Genomic DNA, 20,375 nt, shown 5'->3' with positions numbered 1-20,375 from the left:
TTACAGAGCTCTCCTTTCTTTCCGCGCCAGATACAGGAAGAAGGGTACCCCGATCAGGGCAACCAGAGCGCCTATTGGCATCTCGTATGGCGGGTTAATCATGCGTGCAGCCAGATCTGCAAATACAATCAGCAGACTTCCCAAGACGGCCGAACAAGGAATAATCCAACGATAATCTACTCCAACCAGCTTACGCGTAAGATGGGGAATGATAAGTCCAACAAACCCAACAGCTCCAACGATGGATACTGCTGTTCCTGCCAGAATAAGTACAACAATAAGACCCACGAGCTTAATGAGACCTGTACGTTGACCTAATCCCATTGCGATTTCTTCCCCGAGACTTAGCAGGGTAATCGATCGAGAGATGATCAAGCCTCCAATGAGCGCAAGCACCACCCAAGGGAACATAATCTCAAGTTGAGACCACTTGGTTCCTGCAACACCGCCTGCTGTCCAGAAGGCAATATCTTGTCCAACTCTGTAATACAATGCAATCCCTTCGCTAAAAGCAGACAACATTGCAGTTACCGCAGCACCAGCCAGAACTAATCGCAGAGGTGTGAGACCCGATTTGGATGCTGCACCGAAGCCGTAGACGAGCAGAACCCCGAGCCCTGCCCCGAGGAAGCAATACATAATGATGTACATATACGACAGACCTGGGAAAAATGCAAAACAGATCGCAAGTGCGAACCCTGCACCTGCGTTCAGTCCGAGCAATCCCGAATCCGCAAGCGGATTACGAGTCATCCCTTGCATAATCGCGCCAGCTACAGCGAAGCAGGCACCGACCATTGCACCACCTAAAATTCGTGGTAACCGAATTTCCCAAATGATCTGATGTTGGTTAATATCCGGATTAAAGTTGAAGATTGCTTCCCATACCACACCCAACTTGATACTTGCAGCTCCGAAAGAAACGGATAACGCCATGCTCAACACAAGTAATATGGTTCCGCCGATCAAGATTAGCGTTGCAGCCCAGGGACGAGTATGTATTTTGGCTGTCGGCGATTCTGTGTTCTGACTTGCTGATGAATCTTGAGGAATCATATGCTGTCACCCGCGTTATGAGTGCAAACCGATTCTATGTACATAACAATCACCCCTCTGTAAATACCGAACTTTAATGATATTGATTCTCATTCCCATACAACATTGTATGTCAATGAACGATTTCTCGCAATGGACAAAATGGACAAGTTTGTTGCACTTATTTTAATGGACACCAAAATAAAGGCATAAAAACTTGAGAATCAGCAGTCCACAGCTGATTTCTCTAACACGAAAAAAAAGCCATACTGGTAAAAAATCCAGTGTGGCTATATGTAGAATGATACGTCTGCACGATGTGTCGTGCGTTATTTCTTTATTCATTTTACCAATACAATATGAAAAAGATGATCAACGTGTATGTGCAGCAGTTAATGCTGCCAATACATCCGGTACATCCGTAATGATGCCCTGAACCCCCATCTCAATCATCGCTTTCATCTCTTCAGGATCATTCACAGTGAATGGATGAGTCGCCACGCCCTGCGCGATCGAAGCAGCCACCTCTTCCCGAGTCACAGCGAATTTATAGGGATGCAGTGCAGAGGCCTCCAGCTTAACCGCATAGTCATAGGGACGATACAACTTTTCCATATAGAGGAGCGCTGTACGAATTGCGGGCGCCAGACGTTTACACCTCACTAATGATGCATGATTAAAGCTAGAGAGAATAACCTGTTCTTCTAGATCCCACTCTCGAATGACCTCTACGACCTTCTCTTCCATTCCTTTGTAAGGAACAATCCCATTTTTCAGTTCAAGATTCAGCAGGATGTTTTTCCCTTGAATTAGTCCGAATAGTTGTTCTAAAGAGGGGATGCGCTCTGCTGCAAACTCTTTATGAAACCATGAGCCTGCATCAAGCTCACGCAATTCCTCATAAGTCTTATCTTTCACCCAGCCCTCTGCACCTGCTGTTCGCGTTAATGTCTCATCATGTATAAGCACGAGTCGACCATCACTAGTCATCTGCACATCCGTTTCAATACCTGTAGCACCCAGCTCCAAACACCGCTCAAAGGCAGCCATTGTATTTTCCGGGCATACTGCCGATGCTCCCCGATGAGCAATAATCTCTAATTTTCTCAACTCCATTGCCTCCTCACTTCACGATCCTTCAACCTCTTCACTATACATATGGTTTGTCATTCCTGTATTAACAGAGGGTTTAATTATGTACTTACGCCCCCTCCAAAGTAGCGATATAGGATAACATCCAGCAGGCTGGGGATTCACTCATTTTTGCGAACTCAATCTGCAAATTGACATAACATAGTATGAACGATAGAAGTTTCTCACTCCGCCATAAGGAGGTTGACTATTGAAACCTTCAAACAAAAATTCATCTAGCCAGCGCTACCGCACATCACAGCCACAGTCGGCTTCCAGGCTTTCCAGACCTACTGCACATATTAAAAACAAATCCACAAATTCAGCCAATCAGAGCAATTCCAACTCCAACTCCATCACAAGCAAGACGTTGGATCAGCTTGCTGTTATCGCGGCAATTCTTTCCTTGATCGCAGCTGCCCTCGGGCTGTATATCGCCTGGAAATCCTTAGGTCTCCCCGACCAAACTGCTGTTGTGGTATAGGCTGTGCAAACTAAAATGCTCTACGCTTGCGACGACTGATCCTGTTTCTCCACATCCGTTTGGAGGCAGGATTTATTTTTTTCTACTCAACTCAATCCTTGGTTACAAAGCAAAAAAAACCATTCCCCCGAAACGCCGGAACAAACCCGGCGTTTCTTGGAAAGGCCATTATTTGCTAGATTCGGTCACACGGCTGTACCCGATCCTAGAATGGCTGACCGAATTACAGAATGAATGTACGGGAGATAATAACCAGCAAAATGAACAATACCAGAATCGCGCCTGTAGATGTCCATGCTCCACCGCCGAAACCTCCGCAGTAACCGTACCCTGCACCTTTAAGTCCGCTCATGAGTGACACTCCCTTCTGTAAGAAAGTACACTATAGACTATGTCTAAGGCTGTTAATTGCTTGGGCAGAACGGAAATTTTTCCATATCAGCTGCAGCACCCCGTTAGTTCACTTCTTATCTAGCTGAGACCACTTTTGAGAAAGTTCAGCTGGAACATAGGCAGACATTTGCTGTAGTAATGTTGCTGGATCTGATTCCAAACTCCACAAGCTAAGATGGGAAGTATTCGAAAATCCTTCATGCACGCTATGCTCCACCATTTTCATAAGGGGCTCATAGTATCCTTTTACATTTAATAGACCTACAGGTTTACGGTGAATGCCAATTTGAGCCCAGCATAACACTTCGAACAACTCCTCAAACGTTCCCATTCCCCCAGGTAGAGCAATGAAACCATCCGATAACTCAGCCATCATAGACTTCCGTTCATGCATCGTTCCTACCTCAATCAGCTGTGTGAGACCTCCATGTACAATCTCTCCTCGGAACAGCCCTGTAGGCATGACACCAATCACTTCACCACCCTGCTGCAACGCCGCATCGGCTACTGCACCCATTAGCCCCATACATGATCCGCCATAGACGAGAGTATAACCGCTTGTGGCAATTTGTTTACCTAATTCGATAGCTTGCTGTGTATATTCTGGCTGATGACCTGGATTAGAACCTGCAAAAACACATATACGTTTCAAACGTCTTCACTCCTTGTCTCTTGTTGTTTATCTCACTAGTATATATCACAAATGTCATTGCTATGTTACTCCAATTTACATTCCTATATAGCCAGAAAAGCCCGACCGTTTGCAGCCGGTCGGGCTCCCATGTTATTACACATCATTTAGAAGGGGTTGTTACACTTAATATAACGACTAAAGATTAAATCCAGATGATCTGAACATGAAATGAATATTAAATCTATTCATAAGTTTAACGAATTCCTCGCCGTGAACGTACGACAAACATATACTTGTCCTTACGAAGAAATCGCCCATCTGCAATTTCAACCTGGTCTTCGTCATGGCGAAGGATGGTGGTGGACAAAGCTACAATTTTGGCTCTTCTCCATATCATCACTTCTGATTTAAAATATATCGCATTATCAAACTGTATTGCCTTCTTCATGACATATCCAACCTTATGCACCTCAGATCGCGCCTTCTTCAAAGGCAGGCTCTCCTCGGGCAAGGGTCTGATCATTGCGATGTTATCAAACGATACTTTGATACGTTTGGGTCCAATCCGTACACAACCCGATTCTTCGTCCCAATCGACCAGCGTTCCTTTTAACGGCTCTCGTATGCCAGTCGCTCGGTATACAGCTACTTTTCGTCCCACCCAATGTCGCAATGTCCTCACCCTCATTTATCTAGTTTTGCGGTATATTCCAGTCGATCGGTTCAATACCTTTGGAGGTCAAGAAATCATTGGCCTTCGAGAAGGGACGACTGCCAAAGAACCCACGATGGGCAGCAAGTGGACTTGGATGTGTAGACTCCAACACCAGATGCTTGTCTCGATGGATAAAGGCACCCTTCTTCTGAGCATGACTGCCCCACAGCATAAATACCATAGGCTCTGAACGCTCGTTTAATTCCCGTATAACGGCATCCGTAAACGTCTGCCAGCCTAGACCTTGATGTGAATTAGGTTGACCTTCACGTACAGTTAACACATTGTTAAGCAGCAATACCCCCTGTTTGGCCCAATGAACCAAATAACCATGTGCAGGGATTGGAAGACCTAGATCAGCATGCAATTCCTTATAGATGTTTCTCAAGGATGGTGGAATGCGCACACCTGGCATAACCGAAAAACTCAACCCGTGAGCCTGACCTTCACCGTGATACGGGTCTTGTCCAATAATAACTGCTTTCACCTGATGAAACGGGGTCAGCTTCAGTGCAGAGAACAAATTTTCCTTGGACGGATAAACGGTTTGAGTTTTGTACTCTGCGGCCAGCGCATAACGAATTTTATTGAAATACTCGGCATTCACTTCATCATGCAACACCGAATCCCAATCATTTTCAAACATAGATGTAGGCTCCTTCCCATGGATGAATACGTACGTTTGCAGCCATCTAGCTGGCTGCTAGCTGTGTGAGCCGCTACCGTCAGCTCATAGACTATCCATCATTTTAACATAACCGAAGTCCACAGGCTAGAAATCTGCACAGCATATGCCATTAGAGCCTTCCTCTGCTGCTGTACTCAGTCAAACAAATCTTACTTTTGGTTGTAAACCTGCCCTGATCTAGAGCGTTAACAACATATTAATGCATACACAAAAAACGCCTTCCCCAAGGCGGGTATCCACCGGAGAAGGCGCTAATTTGCACCATTTCAAGTCATGTAATCACATCGTTGCGGCCAATGTTTCTGGATACTTAGTACTTGATCAGGTCAAGTGTCTCATCGAACAAGTCACGTTGTTCCTCGATCTTACTCTCGTTACCAATGACGCAGCGATGTTTCTCCTCAAGGATTGCAGAGATCAGCTGAGCAAAGTTAACGATATCCGCTTCTGTAGTGCTCAGCACCTCATCTCTTTCTTTCTGGAGGTCTGCCTCGGTCACGTTAGACAAGTAGCACTCCAACGAGAAGGTTCCCTCTGCATACGGCGTTCTAGGCGCATCAAGATCTTGAATTGCACCAATGATATAACGAGTCATTTCGCGCGAATCCGCTTTGAAGTTTTGCAAATACTGCGGCATCTCTTCGTACACGTTATAGGTTTTCTCCAAGTTAGGGTCTCTGTAGGATGCCATATAGCTGTCGCCACTGCGTCTGAAACCTGTCATACAGCCATAGGCTCCGCCTTTAGCGCGAATATTGGTCCATAAATAATCCAGTGACAGAATTCCCTGTAACACACGAAGCGAGCCTGTATACTCGAAGCCTTTATGGATGAAGTTACCTGTCTGCACGACGTACTGAACCTCCGATGGAGACTTGAAGCCCTCGTTGTGATGGACTGCTTGGAATTCAGTATGTTCTTTAACAACCTCTTGCGTATATAGCTTCGCTTTTAGTTTTGATACGTGCTGCTCTAGGGTAGCATATCCCTGATCATCAGCCGTGTAACTTACCAGTAGATTCTCGGGTCTGAAGATCATTCCCGTCAGCTCTTTCAAACGGGTCGTAAGCTCTTCTTTGCGATCATCATAGTTTGCCTGAAGCTCCTCAAGCCACTGGTAGAACGCCACTCCACTTACCGCTTCCCGGAAAGCAGCTACGGCTGAATGCTTGGCAGAGGATCTGCCCATCGCTGCCGAATGCCCACTATTAATCAAGCTACGCTGCAGTCTTCCCTTCAATTGGGAAATAATCTGGTATAACCGCTTCGTATCGTGGAACTGTGAGGTCAGTACAATCTCTTCAATCATATCAAAAGCAAAATCCAGCTTGTCGTACAGAATTTTAGCTTCAATCTCAAAATGAGCTTTATACGTATTGTATTGACGAGCATCCGCGCTCGCACCTACGCTCGCACTGATTCCACCGGAATGGATGTGAATTTCATTAGATAATCCATTGAATTTGAAGTTTGCCGTATCCACGTAACCTAACACACTTTTCAAAAGTCCTAGGTACGGCTGTAAATGCTCCGGAACTTCCTTCACATTAAACAGCAATTTCAAATAACCAATTCCGTTCGTGTACAGATTGTGATGTACAATTGTTGTTCCGTCGACGGACTTTAATGTATTCGATAATTTGGACGCTTGCGGATCAATATCTTCAATCGACAAAGTTGGGATGACCTGCTGCTGCTCTTTTGTTGAAGGTTCATTCTGATAATCCGCGAGTTCCTTGGTACGTTGAACCAGTTGCTCGATCTCTTCCTTACTCAGACTTGCTTGGAGAGATTTCAAACGAGATTTCAGCGCCTCTTCTTTACGCAAACTTAACCCTTTATCCGGAGTCACGGCGACAAAAGAAGTATGTGTATTTTGCAATAAATATTGCTCAATCAATTGCTCAAAGTACCCTTCATTCATCTTCGTTCTAAGTGAAGCAAATACGTCATTAGCCTCCAAATGGTTAAATGGTGCCTCGTCGTCATATAACCAGCTCTGTAACGTGTAGAAGCCATAGATCAGTCCTTTTGGCATTCTTCCAAAGTCCGCTTCCCGATGATTGAATTCATATGAATTAATACCGGCTAACAGCGCCTTCGGATCGATCCCTTCCCGCACAACGCGCTCAAGCACTTCTTGAACCGTATCAAGGAACACCTGTTTACTTTCCAAGTTGCTCTTCTTCAGTCCAATCGTCATGACTGGCTGGTACAAGCTATCATCATAAGAGCCATATACGTCCTTCGCAATTCCTTTGTCGAGCAACGCCTGCTTCAATACCGCACCAGGGGCGTTCAGAAGCGCATACTGCAATATTTGAAAGGCGATATTCAGTTCCTGATCCAAGCTTGTTCCAATAACCGCATTATAGGTCAAAAAGCTGTTGTCCACTTCCGACTCTGTCGTTCCGGCCGAATACGTTTGTACGACATCAACACGTTCACCGAATGCAGGCTGCAGTCCAATCTCTGAATCCGTCTCCATCCGATCATATTGACTCAGATAGGTTTCATCCAGCCATTTGAGCTTCTCCTCCATATCCATGTCCCCATACAAATAAATAAAGCTGTTGGACGGATGATAATACTTCGTATGGAAATCCAGAAGTCCTTGATAGGTTAGATCCGTTATCTCGTCCGGGATACCTCCGGATTCCTTCGAATACGTCGTGTCGGGGAATAATGAGTTGAGCACAGCTCTGCGAACAATCCGTTCAGGTGAAGAAAAAGCACCTTTCATTTCGTTATATACAACACCGTTATATGTTAATTCATCCTCTGCAGAAGCTAGTTTGTAGTTCCAACCTTCCTGCAAAAATATTTTTTCGTTCTCATAAATATTCGTATTTAACACCGCATCCAGATAGATGTCCATCAAATTATGAAAATCATGCTCATTGCGGCTGGCAATAGGATAGATCGTTTTGTCCGGGTACGTCATTGCATTCAGAAATGTATTGAGTGAACCCTTCAACAATTCAACAAAGGAATCCTTCGCTGGAAACTTCTTAGAGCCACATAGTACGGAATGCTCCAGAATATGAGGTACGCCTGTATTATCGCTAGGTGGTGTTCTAAAACCGATACTAAATACTTTATTGTCGTCTTCGTTGGACATAAGTACAATTTTGGCGCCTGACTTTTTGTGTTCCAGCAAGTAGCCGTCAGATTTCAGTTCCTCCATCCTGCGTTCCTGGATTACTTGATAAGACTGAAGCTGTTTCAACATATGTCGAGTCCTCCATTAAAAATGTATTTGGTTAACTTTGAGCTCCGCAAGATAAAGGTAATATATGCCTATAGACAGTATACACCATCGCCCCTTGTCTTCATAATGACCACCACGGATTGTTTCATTACCCATCCACAATGCCAAAAAAAAGATCGGACACTGATCTGAACGCAAAAAAACGCAACACGAATAAAAATATTCAGCTATACTGTACCTAAATATTCATAGCCAACATTGGCGGAGGTTTTAAATTTGTCTAAGTACACTAAATTCTATGTATTAGCTTTTGTTTGGATGACATTAGGGGTCTTGCATCCAACAGGTTATGCACCAAAAGAAATTTACTTTTTCACATATTTACCTGGCTCAACTCTGTTTGTAGTCCTTAACATTATCGAATACAAGAATTCGAGAAAGTAATGTTGCTTTTCATTTAGGAGCTGTGACGTAACGGTAAAGCTTCCCAAAGAAAGAAAAAAGAGGCTTACGAACAATAAATCAAGGCTCTTTTTGAAAGTATAAAAAAAGGAAACTCCCTGATATATCAAGGAGTTTCCTTCTTCTTAAATGGATGCCGAGGACCGGGATCGAACCGGTACGGTAGTCACCTACCGCAGGATTTTAAGTCCTGTGCGTCTGCCAATTCCGCCACCCCGGCATGTGTATGTATTACTTAATCAATTGTGGCGACAAGAAATATCTTATCATGTATTTTAATATTATGCAACACTTTTATAAAAAAATATTTGAAAAAATGAAACAGGCACCACCAGCGTGAGCTAGCAGTGCCTAGAAAGTTCGAGTTGCGGTCTCGAACTTTCTTATAAACCATCTATATTAAGGGAGGTGTAAGGTAAGAATACCTCCCCAACATTAAAGAAACCTAAAATCAGGATTAAATTAAGCTAAAAAAGAAAATAAGTTCACATTTCACGCTTCTTAGTCACGTTTCATGATTATAGGCGCGACGCGAGCAATCTCGTCTTCACTCGTTTCCACAATCACAAGCAAATGTTGTTGCATCAGCCATTGCTCGTAATAGTTTGCATCCTTCTCAGTAATACCAGCTTCCGTCAGGGTAAGCACAAAATCATCGGTCTCTTCACCGATTTCATTGCCTGCAAGCCGGCGAACGGCCTTCCCGGCAGACATCGTATGATCCTTCCTTTTACCGAGCGCAGCCAGCACACCTTTAAAGGCTCCAAATGCCCCATCCGTGCCAGCACCTTTAAGTGGTTTCGGTAAGCCTGCCTTCTCACTGATCAACTCCAAGTTAATCTCTTCTTTAGCGACTACACCGAGCGAATCCGAATCAACCCCCGCCTGTAGAAGCTGATTCAGCATCAAAATGGCTTCATTCTCAGTACGTACCAGTCCAATCAATAACTTTGTCATAGACACTCCTCCTTAACATCCATTAGCTCAGTACCCTTTATAACCCTCTAACTGAAGGAAGCAAACGCTGAGCACCCGCTAAGACGAATCACCTAACCCAGAAAAGTTACTTCTCTTCTGGAAATTCATACCTAGTTCTGATAGACTAGATAAAGAAGACAAATTAACCATTGAAATTATTGACATATAGAATCCAATCTCATAACCAGGAGAAATGACATATGAACAAAGAGGTAGAAATTGCCATCCGCCGTAATCAACAAATTATTGTACGTAATACAAGCGGTCAATCCGTAACCGGATTTCCTGAACGCTCAGCCGACTCCTCCATTCTGCTTCTACGCACAGTACAAGGAAACCTTTGGATTCCGTTTGAGGAAGTTGATCAGGTTACTCGTCTATTAAGCATTCGTTCGCATCATCTGAGCAGTATGGCACTATAAACGGTCGATTGTAACCAGTAGTGATTCATTATATGATGAAGAAAGCCAGACTTCTCAAAGTCTGGCTTTTGTCATTTCTATATAATTAGGGCGTATCTTACATCCTGCTATTCAACAACAAACTTCACTCGTGTTCCATCTGGATATGTACTGAGTTGATTACCAACCCATGAACCTGCTCCGCGATTGTCCTTTGGCGTAATGTATTGAATATCTGCATTAGCACCGCCCTCCGCACACATGGCCATCGGCCACTCGTCTCGATCCTTCCCCTTCTTGACCGGGACTCCTTTTAACGAAAGATCCCTATTAGTCTCGGCACCTTCACGATCAATCGTACACACATCAGAATGCCCTGCCTTAATGGCTGATCGAATATGATTAGCTGTCTCTGGATAGCGTTCAGAAGGGAAGATCAGTGTATGATCTACACCTTGGTTGCTACTTCCATTAAATATTGAAGTCCAATCCTCCAGCTTATAGTCTCCATTAAACCATGCTAAACAGGCGACTAGAGCAAGCGTGACCAGTGTGATCCATTGCTTCTTCAATCTGGCTGTCCCTTTATTTCTTCTCCTTGTGCGCTTACGCGTCATGCTGTCTCTCCCCCATTCATCGTTCTCATTATATCAGAACATTCGTTCGCGAAACAATGAAAATGTACAGAAAAAAAACAGCCCGGATCTACCCGAACTGCCCTCTTCTGATCATTTAACTCCCCTTTAGCCTACATTACCCACGTTTGGCATCATTCGCTGCCGCTTGAGAGGCACAGTGACCTGGAATTGTGTTCCCTGACCTTCTTGACTCTCTACCCTAATTTCGCCATGCATCAATTCCATTAGTTCTTTGCAGATGGTTAATCCAAGACCGCTGCCCCCAAACCTCCGTGCATGAGACACATCAGTTTGAGTGAAGGCTTCAAATAACTGATTCATCTGGTCTTGTGGAATCCCAATACCCGTATCTTGAATGCTGAAGACCAGGGTCGTAACATCCTTTAACGTCTCTTTAACGTCCACTTGAATATGCACTTCACCCTGCTCTGTAAACTTAATAGCGTTGTTTATTAAGTTATCCAGCACCTGTCGCAAACGTAATGGATCTCCAACGAGCACCTCTGGCACTTCAAGATCAAGATGGCAGACTAGGCTGATCTGCTTCTGTCTAGCAGCCACTTCATGCGTCTTGATAATCTGCTGAATAAGCTTGGAAGGCTGAAAATCAATTTGCTCTACCTTCATTTTCCCACGACCCAGCTTCGCCACATCCAGGCTCTTGTTTACAATGTTCAGCAAGGCCTCTCCAGATTGACGAGCAAGCTCCAGGTATTCCTTTTGCTCGTTACTGGTTTCTTCCATTCCCACCAGCTCAATCATTCCCATAATCCCATTGAGCGGGGTTCGTAACTCATGATTCAGTTTGCCGATAAATTCTAATTGTCCCCGGCTGTTCATTTCAGCCATGTGCGCTGCCATACGAAGCTGTTCCTCCGCATATTTCCGTTCTGAGATGTCATATTGTATCCCAACAAAAAAGAGGCATTCTCCCTCGTCATTAAAAATCGGATCTATATTCAACTCATTCCAGAATTTTCGTCCGGTTTTCGTGTAATTCAGAATTTCTGTCTTGATTGACTGCTGCTGTCTGAGCGCTTCACGAATCTTGCTTACTGTCTCTGGCAGGGTATCCTGTCCTTGAAGAAACCGACAATTTTGCCCCACAGACTCTTCATATGAATATCCTGTCAACGTTGTAAAGTGCTCGTTTACATAAATCAGGGGCAGTTCTGGTGAGGTTGCGTCAACCACAGTTACGGAAGATTTAAGCTTAGAAATTAAAAACTCCCATTGAATGGGCATGGAATGCTGATTTTGAATGCTCATGCTTCCCTCCTGCTTCTATCTGCCTTCAACAATTATGAATAATAAATCATTGCATGTCATCAATTTGATATGTGATCATACTAATTCAATATCTATAATTGTATCATAGTTGTTCAAACGGTGCCGAAAAGGTTAATGATTTCATAAACTTAGGAGGACTGCACATGAAGTTTCTGTTCATTCTCATCATCATTATTTTGATCTTAGTCATTTTCAGTAGACGTCGGCGATAAGCTGATTTGAGGCCATGCCTGAATGAGGAAGGAAGATCGCGCATGAGAACTCTCTTTTTTATTTTCATGTTACTGTGCATTATCAATCTTTGTTTCCCCAAGTTCGGATGGTTTCTACGTTATGGCTGGATGGTTAAGGGGGAATCAGAGCCTAGCAAGCCATATATGGTTTTTGCGCGAATGACTAGTTTAGTGATGTTATTAATTGCATTTTCACTAGTCGCCGCATGATCCACACACACAATCGCTCATGTATATGTCTGAGTAAGAGGCATTTATGCATATAAAATATTCGTTATTCTTACTGTGATATTTATGTAAAAATGAGATCTCACAATCATAAAAAAAGACGAGCAGCATTCGCTCGTCTGTGTCTGATCCAAGCACGACTGGATCGGATTTTTTTTATTTGATCAACCCATCTTACTGGTTTACATCTCATTCAATTTAAAGGGTAATCCGTCAAAGGTTTCCCCTGCTTGTAGTATAGCGTTGGCTCCAGAATACTAAAAAATATGTGTACGTCCGGCAAACCTGCTTCGACCAAAATGACGTATATGGATGAGGCTATTCGATTATGAATTTCCTGATCACGTTGAAACATAACAATTTCTATAGAAGCTGGAGAAGGAGTGAGTGCTTGTACATCATAACGCTCAGCCTTGATTCTTTCTTGCGGAATATTAGAAGTAAGCGACATCTGCTCTGTAATTTTAGGTACAACTTCCTCTAACTGATGACCTGTAAAGCCTCTGAAGCGAATAAACGGCATTGCAATCCCTTCAATCTTTAAATTTAGTTACTTATGTGATTTTAAGTACATTGTTTTCTATTGTCAAATGTCACACTCGCTACAGCTATTCTATATCATAAGGAAAAGCTCCACTGAGATCTCAGCAGAGCTTGGTGTAACCGTCCACTTAGTTTAGTTACAAACTAACACCAGAAAGACTTCGTGATGATAACAAGCAGGATGAAGAGTACCAGAATTGCAGCAGTAGAAGTACACATTCCAGTTCCGATTCCTCCGACATTACCACAACCGTATCCAACATGACTCATTTGATTGGCCTCCTTTGATTTTAAAAGGTATGGGATAACATATGCCAATGCTGAGTAAATGACCGGGCTACTCCCTATATGCAATGCCCAATCTCATGTGATCAACCTATCCCCGTCACTTTTATCAAAAAACGTTCTTTCCTCGGTGTAGTTGTCCTGTGCACTTCTGCACGTTCCACCACCACGACTCGGGTTCGAGTATCATTGTGCGATGCGAATACAATCTCGCCATCAGGAGATATACAGTAAGCAATAGGAATGGATATGCCACTGTCACGGTAAGAACCGTCAGCGTGACTGGTTCCCATCACCATGCATTGATTACGAATAGCGATTCCGCGAGCCTCCTCCAGCCACTCCGTATACTGTTCCTCACTGAACATCCCTACTCCAATCGAATGTAAGAGCAGGTCAACTCCCTCATCATCGTACTGAAACCCTTGCAAAACGATCTCATCACACAATAGTGTACTGATCACCACATCCTGCTGCGTAACAACTAAGGCAGATGTGTACTTCGCTTTCTCCATCACAATCTGTCCCTGCTGGTCAATGATAATAGTTCGATCCTTGGGACGCTCATTCAGTCTACGGTGTCCGGATACAATCATCGTTCCATACGTAGCCGCAAGCCTGCAGGCCTCTTCTACATTCTGGTTTAAATAACCTTCGGGATACAACAAAATATCTGCATCGCTGTATTCCCTGAGCTCTTTTTCCAATTGGTTTAATCCAGGCTCAAGGCTGGGCTGTCCAATAACAATCCTCATTTCCCATCTCCCTTATAGCAAACATTAATGTATACTTATTCCATCAGCTTAACCTACACCAGTCAATCCCGCGTCATATTAAAATTGTGTATTTCAGGAGGGTTAACATGCGAAAATTGGGAAAGTGGGACAAAGTAATCATTGGTGTTCTCTTAGGATTGAGTGCTCTGTTCCTCGTTGCTTTAGTTTTCTTCTACTGGGTTCTAACTAGCGTATCCTTTGCACCTTAGTCAGGATCAATCATACGTTTTCTAAACTTTCAAGCATCGAAAGAGCCTCTTCATGGTCTGGATCCAACGCTAGCACTTGACGGGTATACGCCAGTGCTTCTTCTTCCATCTCAAGCTCATAACAGCAAATAGCCAGATCATACAATACAACGGTATTACCACCGTATTTAGCCCCCTGTATGGATTGTTCTAGAAAATACTTTGCATCCTCGTACATGTACATCACATAAAATAATTGACCTGTTAGGAAAGCCAAGTCACCTGACTTCTCCATCACATAATACGAAGACCACATGGAACGAATCCCGTGCTGGATATCCATCATTTCTTCATCACTTGCATCTGGCAACAGATTAGAAATGCGTTCCGCACAGCGAATCAGAAACTCTGCATCATATCCACCTAGTCGCCAGAAAGGCAAGATTTGTTTGAGCTCCATGCTAGCAATCTGCTGATCAAACCATTCTTTTAAACTAAAAAAGTCATCCGGCCCAAAGCGATCAACCTCTCGCAAGTATGCTAGACGGGTATTCACATAACTTATAGGCTCTTCAACCATCAGGATACAGCCGACATTGATATCCTTGTAATGATGCGTTGTAAAGCAAGCCAGGCCACCTTGCTGCTCCAACGTAAACTGAATCGCATGATAGTTCGCCGTCAATGAGAAACTGCCGTGTAATACGAATTCAGGCGGCTCAGCGAATTTCCAGTAATCGAGTCGGTGATCACCCTTATCCGCTGTAATAAGCATATACCCTGCACGGGATAAAGTTCCAAGTCGTTCAAGACATGATAATCCAGCCGCCGGAAACAGAATATGTGAATCTTCCAATTCTTCCTCATACAATGAAATCACATCCCGATAAGGAGACATTTCCGCAGTATATTGCGGCGCACGGCGGTAAGCATAACTTATTTCCATTGCCTTTAACTTCTCTGAGGGAGCAAGATCCAGCTGTTCTTCCGCACTAGAGAGTATGAGATCACATTCATAAATCTGTCCTTCACCTACATATAGCAATTCCTGCGGGATACTATCAAAAAAATAATTCGCGATAATAAGCAAGGGCTGCTCCAGATCTCCCGGCTCAATTGTTTCGCCTGCAACTACTAAATTCAGCGCAGTATCCTTCATTGCATCGAACGGAGCAAAATCGAGCAATCCCTGCTGAATATAAGGTTCCATGGACGAATGATTTCTCCATCCAACTACGTTCTCCATCGCTAGATCTGTCATCACGTAACGAAAAGCAGGCAATTCTGTTGCGGCATACTCCCGCAATTCAATCAGTTTCGTAATAATCTGAAACGCTAGACGACCTACTCCAGCGCCTAGTTCCAGAATCGTAACTGTCTCCGAAGTCTTTCCTTTCGCTGCTAAATCTTGGAGAAAACCAAAAATCATTTCGGCGTACGCCGCAGCAATCATCGGGTTACTGGTGATATATTGTGGAACTTGGTTTTCACTCCACGCGTCAAGCCCACTCTGTTCATAATATGCACGCTGCCATTCCCACACAGGTGCTTCACTGAAACGAAATCGTTGTCCTTCACTCTGCATCATTAATTATAAACCGCCTTTTATCCATAATTCTTAACGTTCTTAGACTTTGTGCCATCTATGCTACTCAAACAATTTAGACATGTAAACGCTACACACTGTTATGCATTATATCATAACCAGAATTACTTCAAGTAAAGGCCTCTCTTGAATCAGATATGGTAAATCGATATGCATATCAGTTTTCTTTTAAAATAGAGGGAACAGGTTCACACATAAAAAATAACAGCCATACTAAACAAAAAACCTGCCTTAATCAAGGCAGGATTAATCATTAACGTGCAGCCTAAATACACTTTTCTGTAGGGTTATAGCTGTAGGATTAGTCCGAATACAATACCCCGTCAAAGTTCTCAGGGCCTACACGAACCGTACCTAACAAGTTGGAACTTACAAATGCGGTATACGTCAGCTGTGGCGTGATAGGTGGGTTGTAATCATCGGCAGAGAATGTGATAATCTGAGGTGCCAATACGCTCAAGTTAAACGTAGAAGTAGCTGAATAAATAACCGGATCTGTTGGCTGAGTTCCTCTGACAATCGTAACGGTGATCCCTACAAGCGCCAATGGTAGCTGAACTGACACCGTACCCTTGAATTGCACCCGTGGGTTAGCACCAATACCCGCAGTGGTTACCAGTCCAATCTGACCAAATAACTGGGGTGTATTCAGAACTAAGATTGGAATGGCAATAGAGTTGGCCAAACTCGCATTCTGCGAAGTTCTTGCATCAATAAATTGACTCATGAAATCTACCTCCTAATTATGGAATACGATAATATATGCGAGATTTATAATATGGCATGGACACTGTCACTAGTTTGCATAAATAAAAAAGACCATCAGGCTTTTTACCCGACGATCTTCATCACTGATTCCTCATTATTATTTAGTTTCGCATATGTTACTTATGTGTGTAGACATTCTCTTATTCTTCATTTCTATCAACTGTACGACGGTCATTCCGATCCACTTTGTCCTGCAAAACTTGGATATCTTTACGAAGATTAGAGATTTCTCTTTGTACACTCCCCGATCTCTTCGTAACCCTTGAAATGATTAGAGAAACTATAAGCACAATGACTGCTACAAATAATACTAAAAATAATAAACCTGGCAAACCTACTGCAGTTGCACCACCGCTGTTCATGTATCCAACCCCACCTTATGCTAAATTATAACAATTATATCATATATCTCAATAATTATAGTTATTAGGATCTATCAGCCAGGCCTCATCAAGAGGTATTGACTTTATGATTGGAACTATTTCAAAACATTTCCGTATATAAAAGATAACATTACTACCAAGGGGGTGACCATAATATTCATGATTATATTGGGTGTGATTATCATCGCGCTCTCCCTGTATGACTATAAAAACCCTAACTCCAAAATATCTCAGTTTTTCAGTCGAATTTCACGTACAGAAAGCAATGTACATAACTCTCAAACAAGTGGAATTATAGGCATAAGCTCAGGTGTTATCTTCATCATGATCGGTGTGATCGCCATTTTACTGCCTTTACTATAATAGAGTCAATTCACTTGTCCCAAGCTGGACACTGGTCAGATATGCCAGTGTTCTTTTGGTTTGTAGTCCTTATAAACGCGCAAGTTTAGTTAAAAAATCGATTGATCCCTGTCATCCCTGATTGTTCCGAATTGACAGAAAGCTCCTCTAACAGTTGAATCCACATTTTATGATTAACTAAATCATTCCAATCAACCTCACTGACACCCAACGATGTCGCTTCAGGCACATATTTTTTGACTATTTCCGACCATTGATTGTTCAGCTCTCGTATTTCTGTTAGTTTCATACTTTGCGTCGCATCTAGTGAAATCGTTGATTCGCTCATGCTGCAGTCCCCAAGAAGACCATTTCCGATCACGGATCGTGCCAGAAAAAAGGTTATATCCTGCGCAACATTTCCTAAGATAGGGTTGATATCTGCTTGGGTCACCTTATTTAAATGTATCGCTGTATTTAGTAGATCGTTATACTTCGTACTTACAGTTGTGAAATTGGCACATAGATTGGTTGCTTGTTCAGGTAGCAGGCTTTCCCTTCCACCTGAAGTGTATTGCTGGAGTATCTCATCATTTGCCAAAATTGCGGTCACCAATTCTGATAAAGATTCATTTAACTGAGCAGATATAAATTGTTCATATCGTTGATTCTCCTGAACGTTTTTATACAAAAAGAACATGCAGATCAGCAACAATAGCGTAGTAACCGCTATCATAATAATATGACGTTTTTGAGCCACTCCCCATCTTCTCCTCTCGTCCCAAACTCTATAAATAACGATATAGCACATTGAGGGATACTATATCACCTTACACTCACCCTAATTGAATCACAACTGAAAAAGAAAAAAACCTTGCTGTATAAGCAAGGTTTCAAGAGTATGGGCCCTACAGGACTCGAACCTGTGACCAATCGGTTATGAGCCGACCGCTCTAACCAACTGAGCTAAGGGCCCTCGACATAATGTATAACGTTCAGATGATGGCTGTAAATCATCTAGTAAAAATTAAATTGCGGGGGCAGGATTTGAACCTGCGGCCTTCGGGTTATGAGCCCGACGAGCTACCGGGCTGCTCCACCCCGCGTCAGTTAAAATGTAAAACAGCGACTTAATTAATATACATCATATTCACCCAATAAGTCAAGGGGTAATGTTAGGGAATAAATCGTACACCATATCGGCCTTTACGTGAACGGTACACTTCTATTTCAGCAGGTTCATTGTGACCATAGATCCATCCATCCTGCTCTAAGCGTTTGGCAAGGCAGCCCGCCTGAAATTTGGTTGCATATAACTTACTGAAATATACCCAATGCATGATGCTCGTCCTTTCTTCGTTGTAATGTATCCTGCACCTCTTTTTGTAGGATGCCCCAATTCAAGTAAAAATAGCCGCTGAAGAACTTATTCTTCAGCGGCTATTTTATGGAAGCCATGCTCATCAAGCTTAGCCTACATGTTCTCCAGAACAAGTAACAAGCATTAGAACGTTGCTTTTGGATCTTTCTTCAGCTTCTCAAGCATTTCATTACCTTTAGCTGCCCACTCACCAAGCGCTTCTTTTGGTGTTTTCTTATTTTCTAGAACCTGATTGAAATATTCCATTCCTTTGTCACTTACCTGCCAAAGATTAGGCATCTTCTGATACAGCTTATCCAGGTTGGTATTTGTTGGTGGAACAGGCTTCAACGTATAGAACGCTTGGATGTTATAGTCTAAACCGTCTTTTGGTTTAATAAAGCTTTTCCGGGATACCATCTCGTAGCTGCTGCGTGCTTTGATTTTGGCCCAGTCCTCACTGTTCATGTACTTAATTAATTCCCAAGCATCATCTGGATTTTGAGCTGAACTATTGATGGACATCAAACTGCTCAGATAGATATTGCCTCCAATTTCAGGTGCTTCAGGATGAACTGGTGGTGTTACTACTTCCCAATCCACCTTGGTGAATCCTTCCATTTTATCCGCATTTTTATTCGCATCAATGAGTTGATTAATATAGCTATAATCCCCAATAACCATCGCTGCTTTGCTGCTAAGGAACAGATCGCCCTGGAGCGGATTATATCTTCCGCTTGGATCCTGATCCTGTGGCTCATCGCCTTTAGGAATGATTTTGTCGATAGCCAGCTTACTAACCGTACTCCATACTTTTTCCCATTGTGGTGAGTCAACGGTCATTTTCTCCGCTTTATCATCAAATATTTTTAGCTGGAGGGAGTTGTAATATTGCTGCATGGAATAGTATGGCGATCCCCCTTGATACGTACTGAAGGAGAAGCCAAACACATGGTCCTTACCCTCACCTTTGGTCATACGTGTCGCTAGGTTGAGAATGTCATCCCAAGTCATGTTATCTGTTGGTGGCTCTACGCCTGCCTTTTGGAACATTCCCTTGTTAAAAAATAGCGCAGAAGAGGAGAACGTTGGCGTCAAGGCATAGATACTTTGGTCTCCCAGATCCTTAATGCCTTCCAATACACTTGGCACAATATCCGTTGTATCGAATTTGTCTTCTTGCATCAACGGATCCAATTGCTTCAACATATTCTCCTGAATCAAGGACTTCACGGTAGCTGTATCCGCAACAATAACATCGACAGGATTGTCACCAGTCATAATTTTCTTCAGACTCTCTACCGTATCAGGAATCTCCTGATTCTCCCCCTGCATGCCAAAACCATAACTGCTCTGTTCAACAGCAGGAACGACTTCAACCGTAATATTCGGATGAGTCAATTCAAACGCATCTGTAAACTGTTGGCGGAAGTAACTGTCGTCTTGACCGCCCCATAGTGTTGCTACGCGTAATACACGCTGTTCCGTGTCCTTAGCCTCACTTGCCGTACAGCCTGCTAACAATGGCAAAGCTAAACTCGCGGTCGCCAAAACAGCGAGCACCCGTTTTCCCCACAACCTGTTCTTCATCTCCCAATTCCCC

Annotated in this window: 24 protein-coding genes and 3 tRNA genes; 5 read left to right on the top strand and 22 right to left on the bottom strand. The window is 43.2% G+C overall.

Annotated elements, in window-relative coordinates:
* A complete protein-coding gene (locus M3636_RS03070; protein WP_145408478.1) occupies positions 1 to 1,056 on the bottom strand; it encodes a FecCD family ABC transporter permease in 1,056 nt (351 codons plus the stop codon).
* A 351-nt stretch (positions 1,057 to 1,407) separates the two neighbouring features.
* The gene (locus M3636_RS03065; RefSeq protein WP_251381253.1) at positions 1,408 to 2,145 is read right to left on the bottom strand and encodes a glycerophosphodiester phosphodiesterase; all 738 of its coding nucleotides are present in this window, start codon (positions 2,143 to 2,145) and stop codon (positions 1,408 to 1,410) included.
* Positions 2,146 to 2,377: 232 nt separating this feature from the next.
* On the opposite strand from M3636_RS03065, the gene M3636_RS03060 reads away from it, so the two are divergent.
* Positions 2,378 to 2,650 carry a hypothetical protein gene (locus tag M3636_RS03060; RefSeq protein ID WP_128102768.1) on the top strand — a complete coding sequence of 91 codons (273 nt, stop codon included), beginning with the start codon at positions 2,378 to 2,380 and terminating at the stop codon, positions 2,648 to 2,650.
* Between the two features lie 223 nt (positions 2,651 to 2,873).
* Here M3636_RS03060 and M3636_RS29440 read toward each other — a convergent pair whose 3' ends face one another.
* From M3636_RS29440 to M3636_RS03030, 7 genes are all read right to left on the bottom strand, one after another.
* The gene (locus M3636_RS29440; RefSeq protein ID WP_260865799.1) at positions 2,874 to 3,002 is read right to left on the bottom strand and encodes a hypothetical protein; all 129 of its coding nucleotides are present in this window, start codon (positions 3,000 to 3,002) and stop codon (positions 2,874 to 2,876) included.
* A gap of 108 nt (positions 3,003 to 3,110) precedes the next feature.
* Positions 3,111 to 3,695: an LOG family protein gene (locus M3636_RS03055; protein ID WP_251381252.1), complete on the bottom strand. Its 585-nt coding sequence runs from the start codon at positions 3,693 to 3,695 to the stop codon at positions 3,111 to 3,113.
* Positions 3,696 to 3,930: 235 nt separating this feature from the next.
* Positions 3,931 to 4,350, bottom strand: a complete 420-nt coding sequence (locus M3636_RS03050; protein WP_056696236.1) for a hypothetical protein — start codon at positions 4,348 to 4,350, stop codon at positions 3,931 to 3,933.
* A gap of 19 nt (positions 4,351 to 4,369) precedes the next feature.
* Positions 4,370 to 5,038 carry a uracil-DNA glycosylase gene (gene ung, locus M3636_RS03045; RefSeq protein WP_145408481.1) on the bottom strand — a complete coding sequence of 223 codons (669 nt, stop codon included), beginning with the start codon at positions 5,036 to 5,038 and terminating at the stop codon, positions 4,370 to 4,372.
* 352 nt (positions 5,039 to 5,390) lie between these two features.
* Positions 5,391 to 8,312, bottom strand: coding sequence for an insulinase family protein (locus tag M3636_RS03040; protein WP_251381251.1), 2,922 nt, complete (start codon positions 8,310 to 8,312; stop codon positions 5,391 to 5,393).
* A 575-nt stretch (positions 8,313 to 8,887) separates the two neighbouring features.
* A tRNA-Leu gene (locus M3636_RS03035) sits at positions 8,888 to 8,973 on the bottom strand.
* Positions 8,974 to 9,254: 281 nt separating this feature from the next.
* Positions 9,255 to 9,710: a general stress protein gene (locus M3636_RS03030; protein WP_251381250.1), complete on the bottom strand. Its 456-nt coding sequence runs from the start codon at positions 9,708 to 9,710 to the stop codon at positions 9,255 to 9,257.
* A 221-nt stretch (positions 9,711 to 9,931) separates the two neighbouring features.
* On the opposite strand from M3636_RS03030, the gene M3636_RS03025 reads away from it, so the two are divergent.
* Positions 9,932 to 10,153, top strand: coding sequence for a hypothetical protein (locus tag M3636_RS03025; RefSeq protein WP_251381249.1), 222 nt, complete (start codon positions 9,932 to 9,934; stop codon positions 10,151 to 10,153).
* 107 nt (positions 10,154 to 10,260) lie between these two features.
* On the opposite strand, the gene M3636_RS03020 is transcribed toward M3636_RS03025, so the two are convergent.
* Both M3636_RS03020 and M3636_RS03015 read right to left on the bottom strand, forming a co-directional pair.
* Entirely contained in the window at positions 10,261 to 10,749 is a 489-nt protein-coding gene (locus M3636_RS03020) for a NucA/NucB deoxyribonuclease domain-containing protein (RefSeq protein ID WP_128102822.1), read from the bottom strand.
* A gap of 126 nt (positions 10,750 to 10,875) precedes the next feature.
* Entirely contained in the window at positions 10,876 to 12,039 is a 1,164-nt protein-coding gene (locus tag M3636_RS03015; RefSeq protein ID WP_251381248.1) for a sensor histidine kinase, read from the bottom strand.
* 275 nt (positions 12,040 to 12,314) lie between these two features.
* Between M3636_RS03015 and M3636_RS29930 the strand changes: the two genes are divergently transcribed.
* The gene (locus M3636_RS29930) at positions 12,315 to 12,503 is read left to right on the top strand and encodes a DUF6199 family natural product biosynthesis protein (RefSeq protein ID WP_128102824.1); all 189 of its coding nucleotides are present in this window, start codon (positions 12,315 to 12,317) and stop codon (positions 12,501 to 12,503) included.
* A gap of 211 nt (positions 12,504 to 12,714) precedes the next feature.
* Here the strand turns inward: M3636_RS29930 and M3636_RS03010 are convergent, their stop codons facing one another.
* From M3636_RS03010 to M3636_RS03000, 3 genes are all read right to left on the bottom strand, one after another.
* Positions 12,715 to 13,044 carry a DUF1904 family protein gene (locus M3636_RS03010; protein WP_251381247.1) on the bottom strand — a complete coding sequence of 110 codons (330 nt, stop codon included), beginning with the start codon at positions 13,042 to 13,044 and terminating at the stop codon, positions 12,715 to 12,717.
* A 164-nt stretch (positions 13,045 to 13,208) separates the two neighbouring features.
* On the bottom strand, positions 13,209 to 13,334 hold the full coding sequence (locus tag M3636_RS03005; protein ID WP_128102826.1) for a sporulation protein YjcZ: 126 nt from the start codon (positions 13,332 to 13,334) through the stop codon (positions 13,209 to 13,211).
* 101 nt (positions 13,335 to 13,435) lie between these two features.
* Positions 13,436 to 14,104, bottom strand: a complete 669-nt coding sequence (locus M3636_RS03000) for a carbon-nitrogen hydrolase family protein (protein WP_251381246.1) — start codon at positions 14,102 to 14,104, stop codon at positions 13,436 to 13,438.
* 107 nt (positions 14,105 to 14,211) lie between these two features.
* Between M3636_RS03000 and M3636_RS29435 the strand changes: the two genes are divergently transcribed.
* Entirely contained in the window at positions 14,212 to 14,334 is a 123-nt protein-coding gene (locus M3636_RS29435) for a hypothetical protein (RefSeq protein WP_285858459.1), read from the top strand.
* A gap of 10 nt (positions 14,335 to 14,344) precedes the next feature.
* Here M3636_RS29435 and M3636_RS02995 read toward each other — a convergent pair whose 3' ends face one another.
* The 3 genes from M3636_RS02995 to M3636_RS02985 all read right to left on the bottom strand — a co-directional run bounded on the left by M3636_RS02995 (position 14,345) and on the right by M3636_RS02985 (position 17,049).
* A complete protein-coding gene (locus tag M3636_RS02995) occupies positions 14,345 to 15,901 on the bottom strand; it encodes a tetratricopeptide repeat protein (protein ID WP_251381245.1) in 1,557 nt (518 codons plus the stop codon).
* Between the two features lie 319 nt (positions 15,902 to 16,220).
* A complete protein-coding gene (locus M3636_RS02990) occupies positions 16,221 to 16,646 on the bottom strand; it encodes a hypothetical protein (protein ID WP_128102827.1) in 426 nt (141 codons plus the stop codon).
* Between the two features lie 181 nt (positions 16,647 to 16,827).
* Positions 16,828 to 17,049 (bottom strand): hypothetical protein, encoded by a 222-nt coding sequence (locus M3636_RS02985; protein WP_251381244.1) that lies wholly within the window; start codon positions 17,047 to 17,049, stop codon positions 16,828 to 16,830.
* 180 nt (positions 17,050 to 17,229) lie between these two features.
* Between M3636_RS02985 and M3636_RS02980 the strand changes: the two genes are divergently transcribed.
* Entirely contained in the window at positions 17,230 to 17,433 is a 204-nt protein-coding gene (locus tag M3636_RS02980; protein WP_128102829.1) for a hypothetical protein, read from the top strand.
* An 85-nt stretch (positions 17,434 to 17,518) separates the two neighbouring features.
* On the opposite strand, the gene M3636_RS02975 is transcribed toward M3636_RS02980, so the two are convergent.
* The 5 genes from M3636_RS02975 to M3636_RS02955 all read right to left on the bottom strand — a co-directional run bounded on the left by M3636_RS02975 (position 17,519) and on the right by M3636_RS02955 (position 20,362).
* Positions 17,519 to 18,172 (bottom strand): hypothetical protein, encoded by a 654-nt coding sequence (locus M3636_RS02975; protein ID WP_251381243.1) that lies wholly within the window; start codon positions 18,170 to 18,172, stop codon positions 17,519 to 17,521.
* Between the two features lie 142 nt (positions 18,173 to 18,314).
* A tRNA-Ile gene (locus M3636_RS02970) sits at positions 18,315 to 18,388 on the bottom strand.
* Positions 18,389 to 18,444: 56 nt separating this feature from the next.
* Positions 18,445 to 18,518: transfer RNA gene (locus tag M3636_RS02965), tRNA-Met, on the bottom strand.
* Between the two features lie 69 nt (positions 18,519 to 18,587).
* Positions 18,588 to 18,752: a hypothetical protein gene (locus M3636_RS02960; RefSeq protein ID WP_164848746.1), complete on the bottom strand. Its 165-nt coding sequence runs from the start codon at positions 18,750 to 18,752 to the stop codon at positions 18,588 to 18,590.
* 164 nt (positions 18,753 to 18,916) lie between these two features.
* Positions 18,917 to 20,362, bottom strand: coding sequence for an ABC transporter substrate-binding protein (locus tag M3636_RS02955; protein WP_145409941.1), 1,446 nt, complete (start codon positions 20,360 to 20,362; stop codon positions 18,917 to 18,919).
* Positions 20,363 to 20,375 lie beyond the last annotated feature (13 nt).

It is taken from the genome of Paenibacillus sp. MER 99-2, assembly GCF_023714095.1.
GTDB lineage: Bacteria > Bacillota > Bacilli > Paenibacillales > Paenibacillaceae > Paenibacillus.
Note: the sequence above shows the minus strand (reverse complement) of the source record. Positions and strands in the feature narration are given on the sequence as shown.

Coding starts and splice junctions, on each gene's coding strand:
- M3636_RS03070 (WP_145408478.1), bottom strand. CDS start 1,056: ATGATTCCTCAAGATTCATCAGCAAGTCAGAACACAGAATCGCCGACA.
- M3636_RS29440 (WP_260865799.1), bottom strand. CDS start 3,002: ATGAGCGGACTTAAAGGTGCAGGGTACGGTTACTGCGGAGGTTTCGGC.
- ung (WP_145408481.1), bottom strand. CDS start 5,038: ATGTTTGAAAATGATTGGGATTCGGTGTTGCATGATGAAGTGAATGCC.
- M3636_RS03040 (WP_251381251.1), bottom strand. CDS start 8,312: ATGTTGAAACAGCTTCAGTCTTATCAAGTAATCCAGGAACGCAGGATG.
- M3636_RS03030 (WP_251381250.1), bottom strand. CDS start 9,710: ATGACAAAGTTATTGATTGGACTGGTACGTACTGAGAATGAAGCCATT.
- M3636_RS03025 (WP_251381249.1), top strand. CDS start 9,932: ATGAACAAAGAGGTAGAAATTGCCATCCGCCGTAATCAACAAATTATT.
- M3636_RS03020 (WP_128102822.1), bottom strand. CDS start 10,749: ATGACGCGTAAGCGCACAAGGAGAAGAAATAAAGGGACAGCCAGATTG.
- M3636_RS03015 (WP_251381248.1), bottom strand. CDS start 12,039: ATGAGCATTCAAAATCAGCATTCCATGCCCATTCAATGGGAGTTTTTA.
- M3636_RS29930 (WP_128102824.1), top strand. CDS start 12,315: ATGAGAACTCTCTTTTTTATTTTCATGTTACTGTGCATTATCAATCTT.
- M3636_RS03010 (WP_251381247.1), bottom strand. CDS start 13,044: ATGCCGTTTATTCGCTTCAGAGGCTTTACAGGTCATCAGTTAGAGGAA.
- M3636_RS03005 (WP_128102826.1), bottom strand. CDS start 13,334: ATGAGTCATGTTGGATACGGTTGTGGTAATGTCGGAGGAATCGGAACT.
- M3636_RS03000 (WP_251381246.1), bottom strand. CDS start 14,104: ATGAGGATTGTTATTGGACAGCCCAGCCTTGAGCCTGGATTAAACCAA.
- M3636_RS29435 (WP_285858459.1), top strand. CDS start 14,212: ATGCGAAAATTGGGAAAGTGGGACAAAGTAATCATTGGTGTTCTCTTA.
- M3636_RS02995 (WP_251381245.1), bottom strand. CDS start 15,901: ATGATGCAGAGTGAAGGACAACGATTTCGTTTCAGTGAAGCACCTGTG.
- M3636_RS02990 (WP_128102827.1), bottom strand. CDS start 16,646: ATGAGTCAATTTATTGATGCAAGAACTTCGCAGAATGCGAGTTTGGCC.
- M3636_RS02985 (WP_251381244.1), bottom strand. CDS start 17,049: ATGAACAGCGGTGGTGCAACTGCAGTAGGTTTGCCAGGTTTATTATTT.
- M3636_RS02980 (WP_128102829.1), top strand. CDS start 17,230: ATGATTATATTGGGTGTGATTATCATCGCGCTCTCCCTGTATGACTAT.
- M3636_RS02960 (WP_164848746.1), bottom strand. CDS start 18,752: ATGCATTGGGTATATTTCAGTAAGTTATATGCAACCAAATTTCAGGCG.
- M3636_RS02955 (WP_145409941.1), bottom strand. CDS start 20,362: ATGAAGAACAGGTTGTGGGGAAAACGGGTGCTCGCTGTTTTGGCGACC.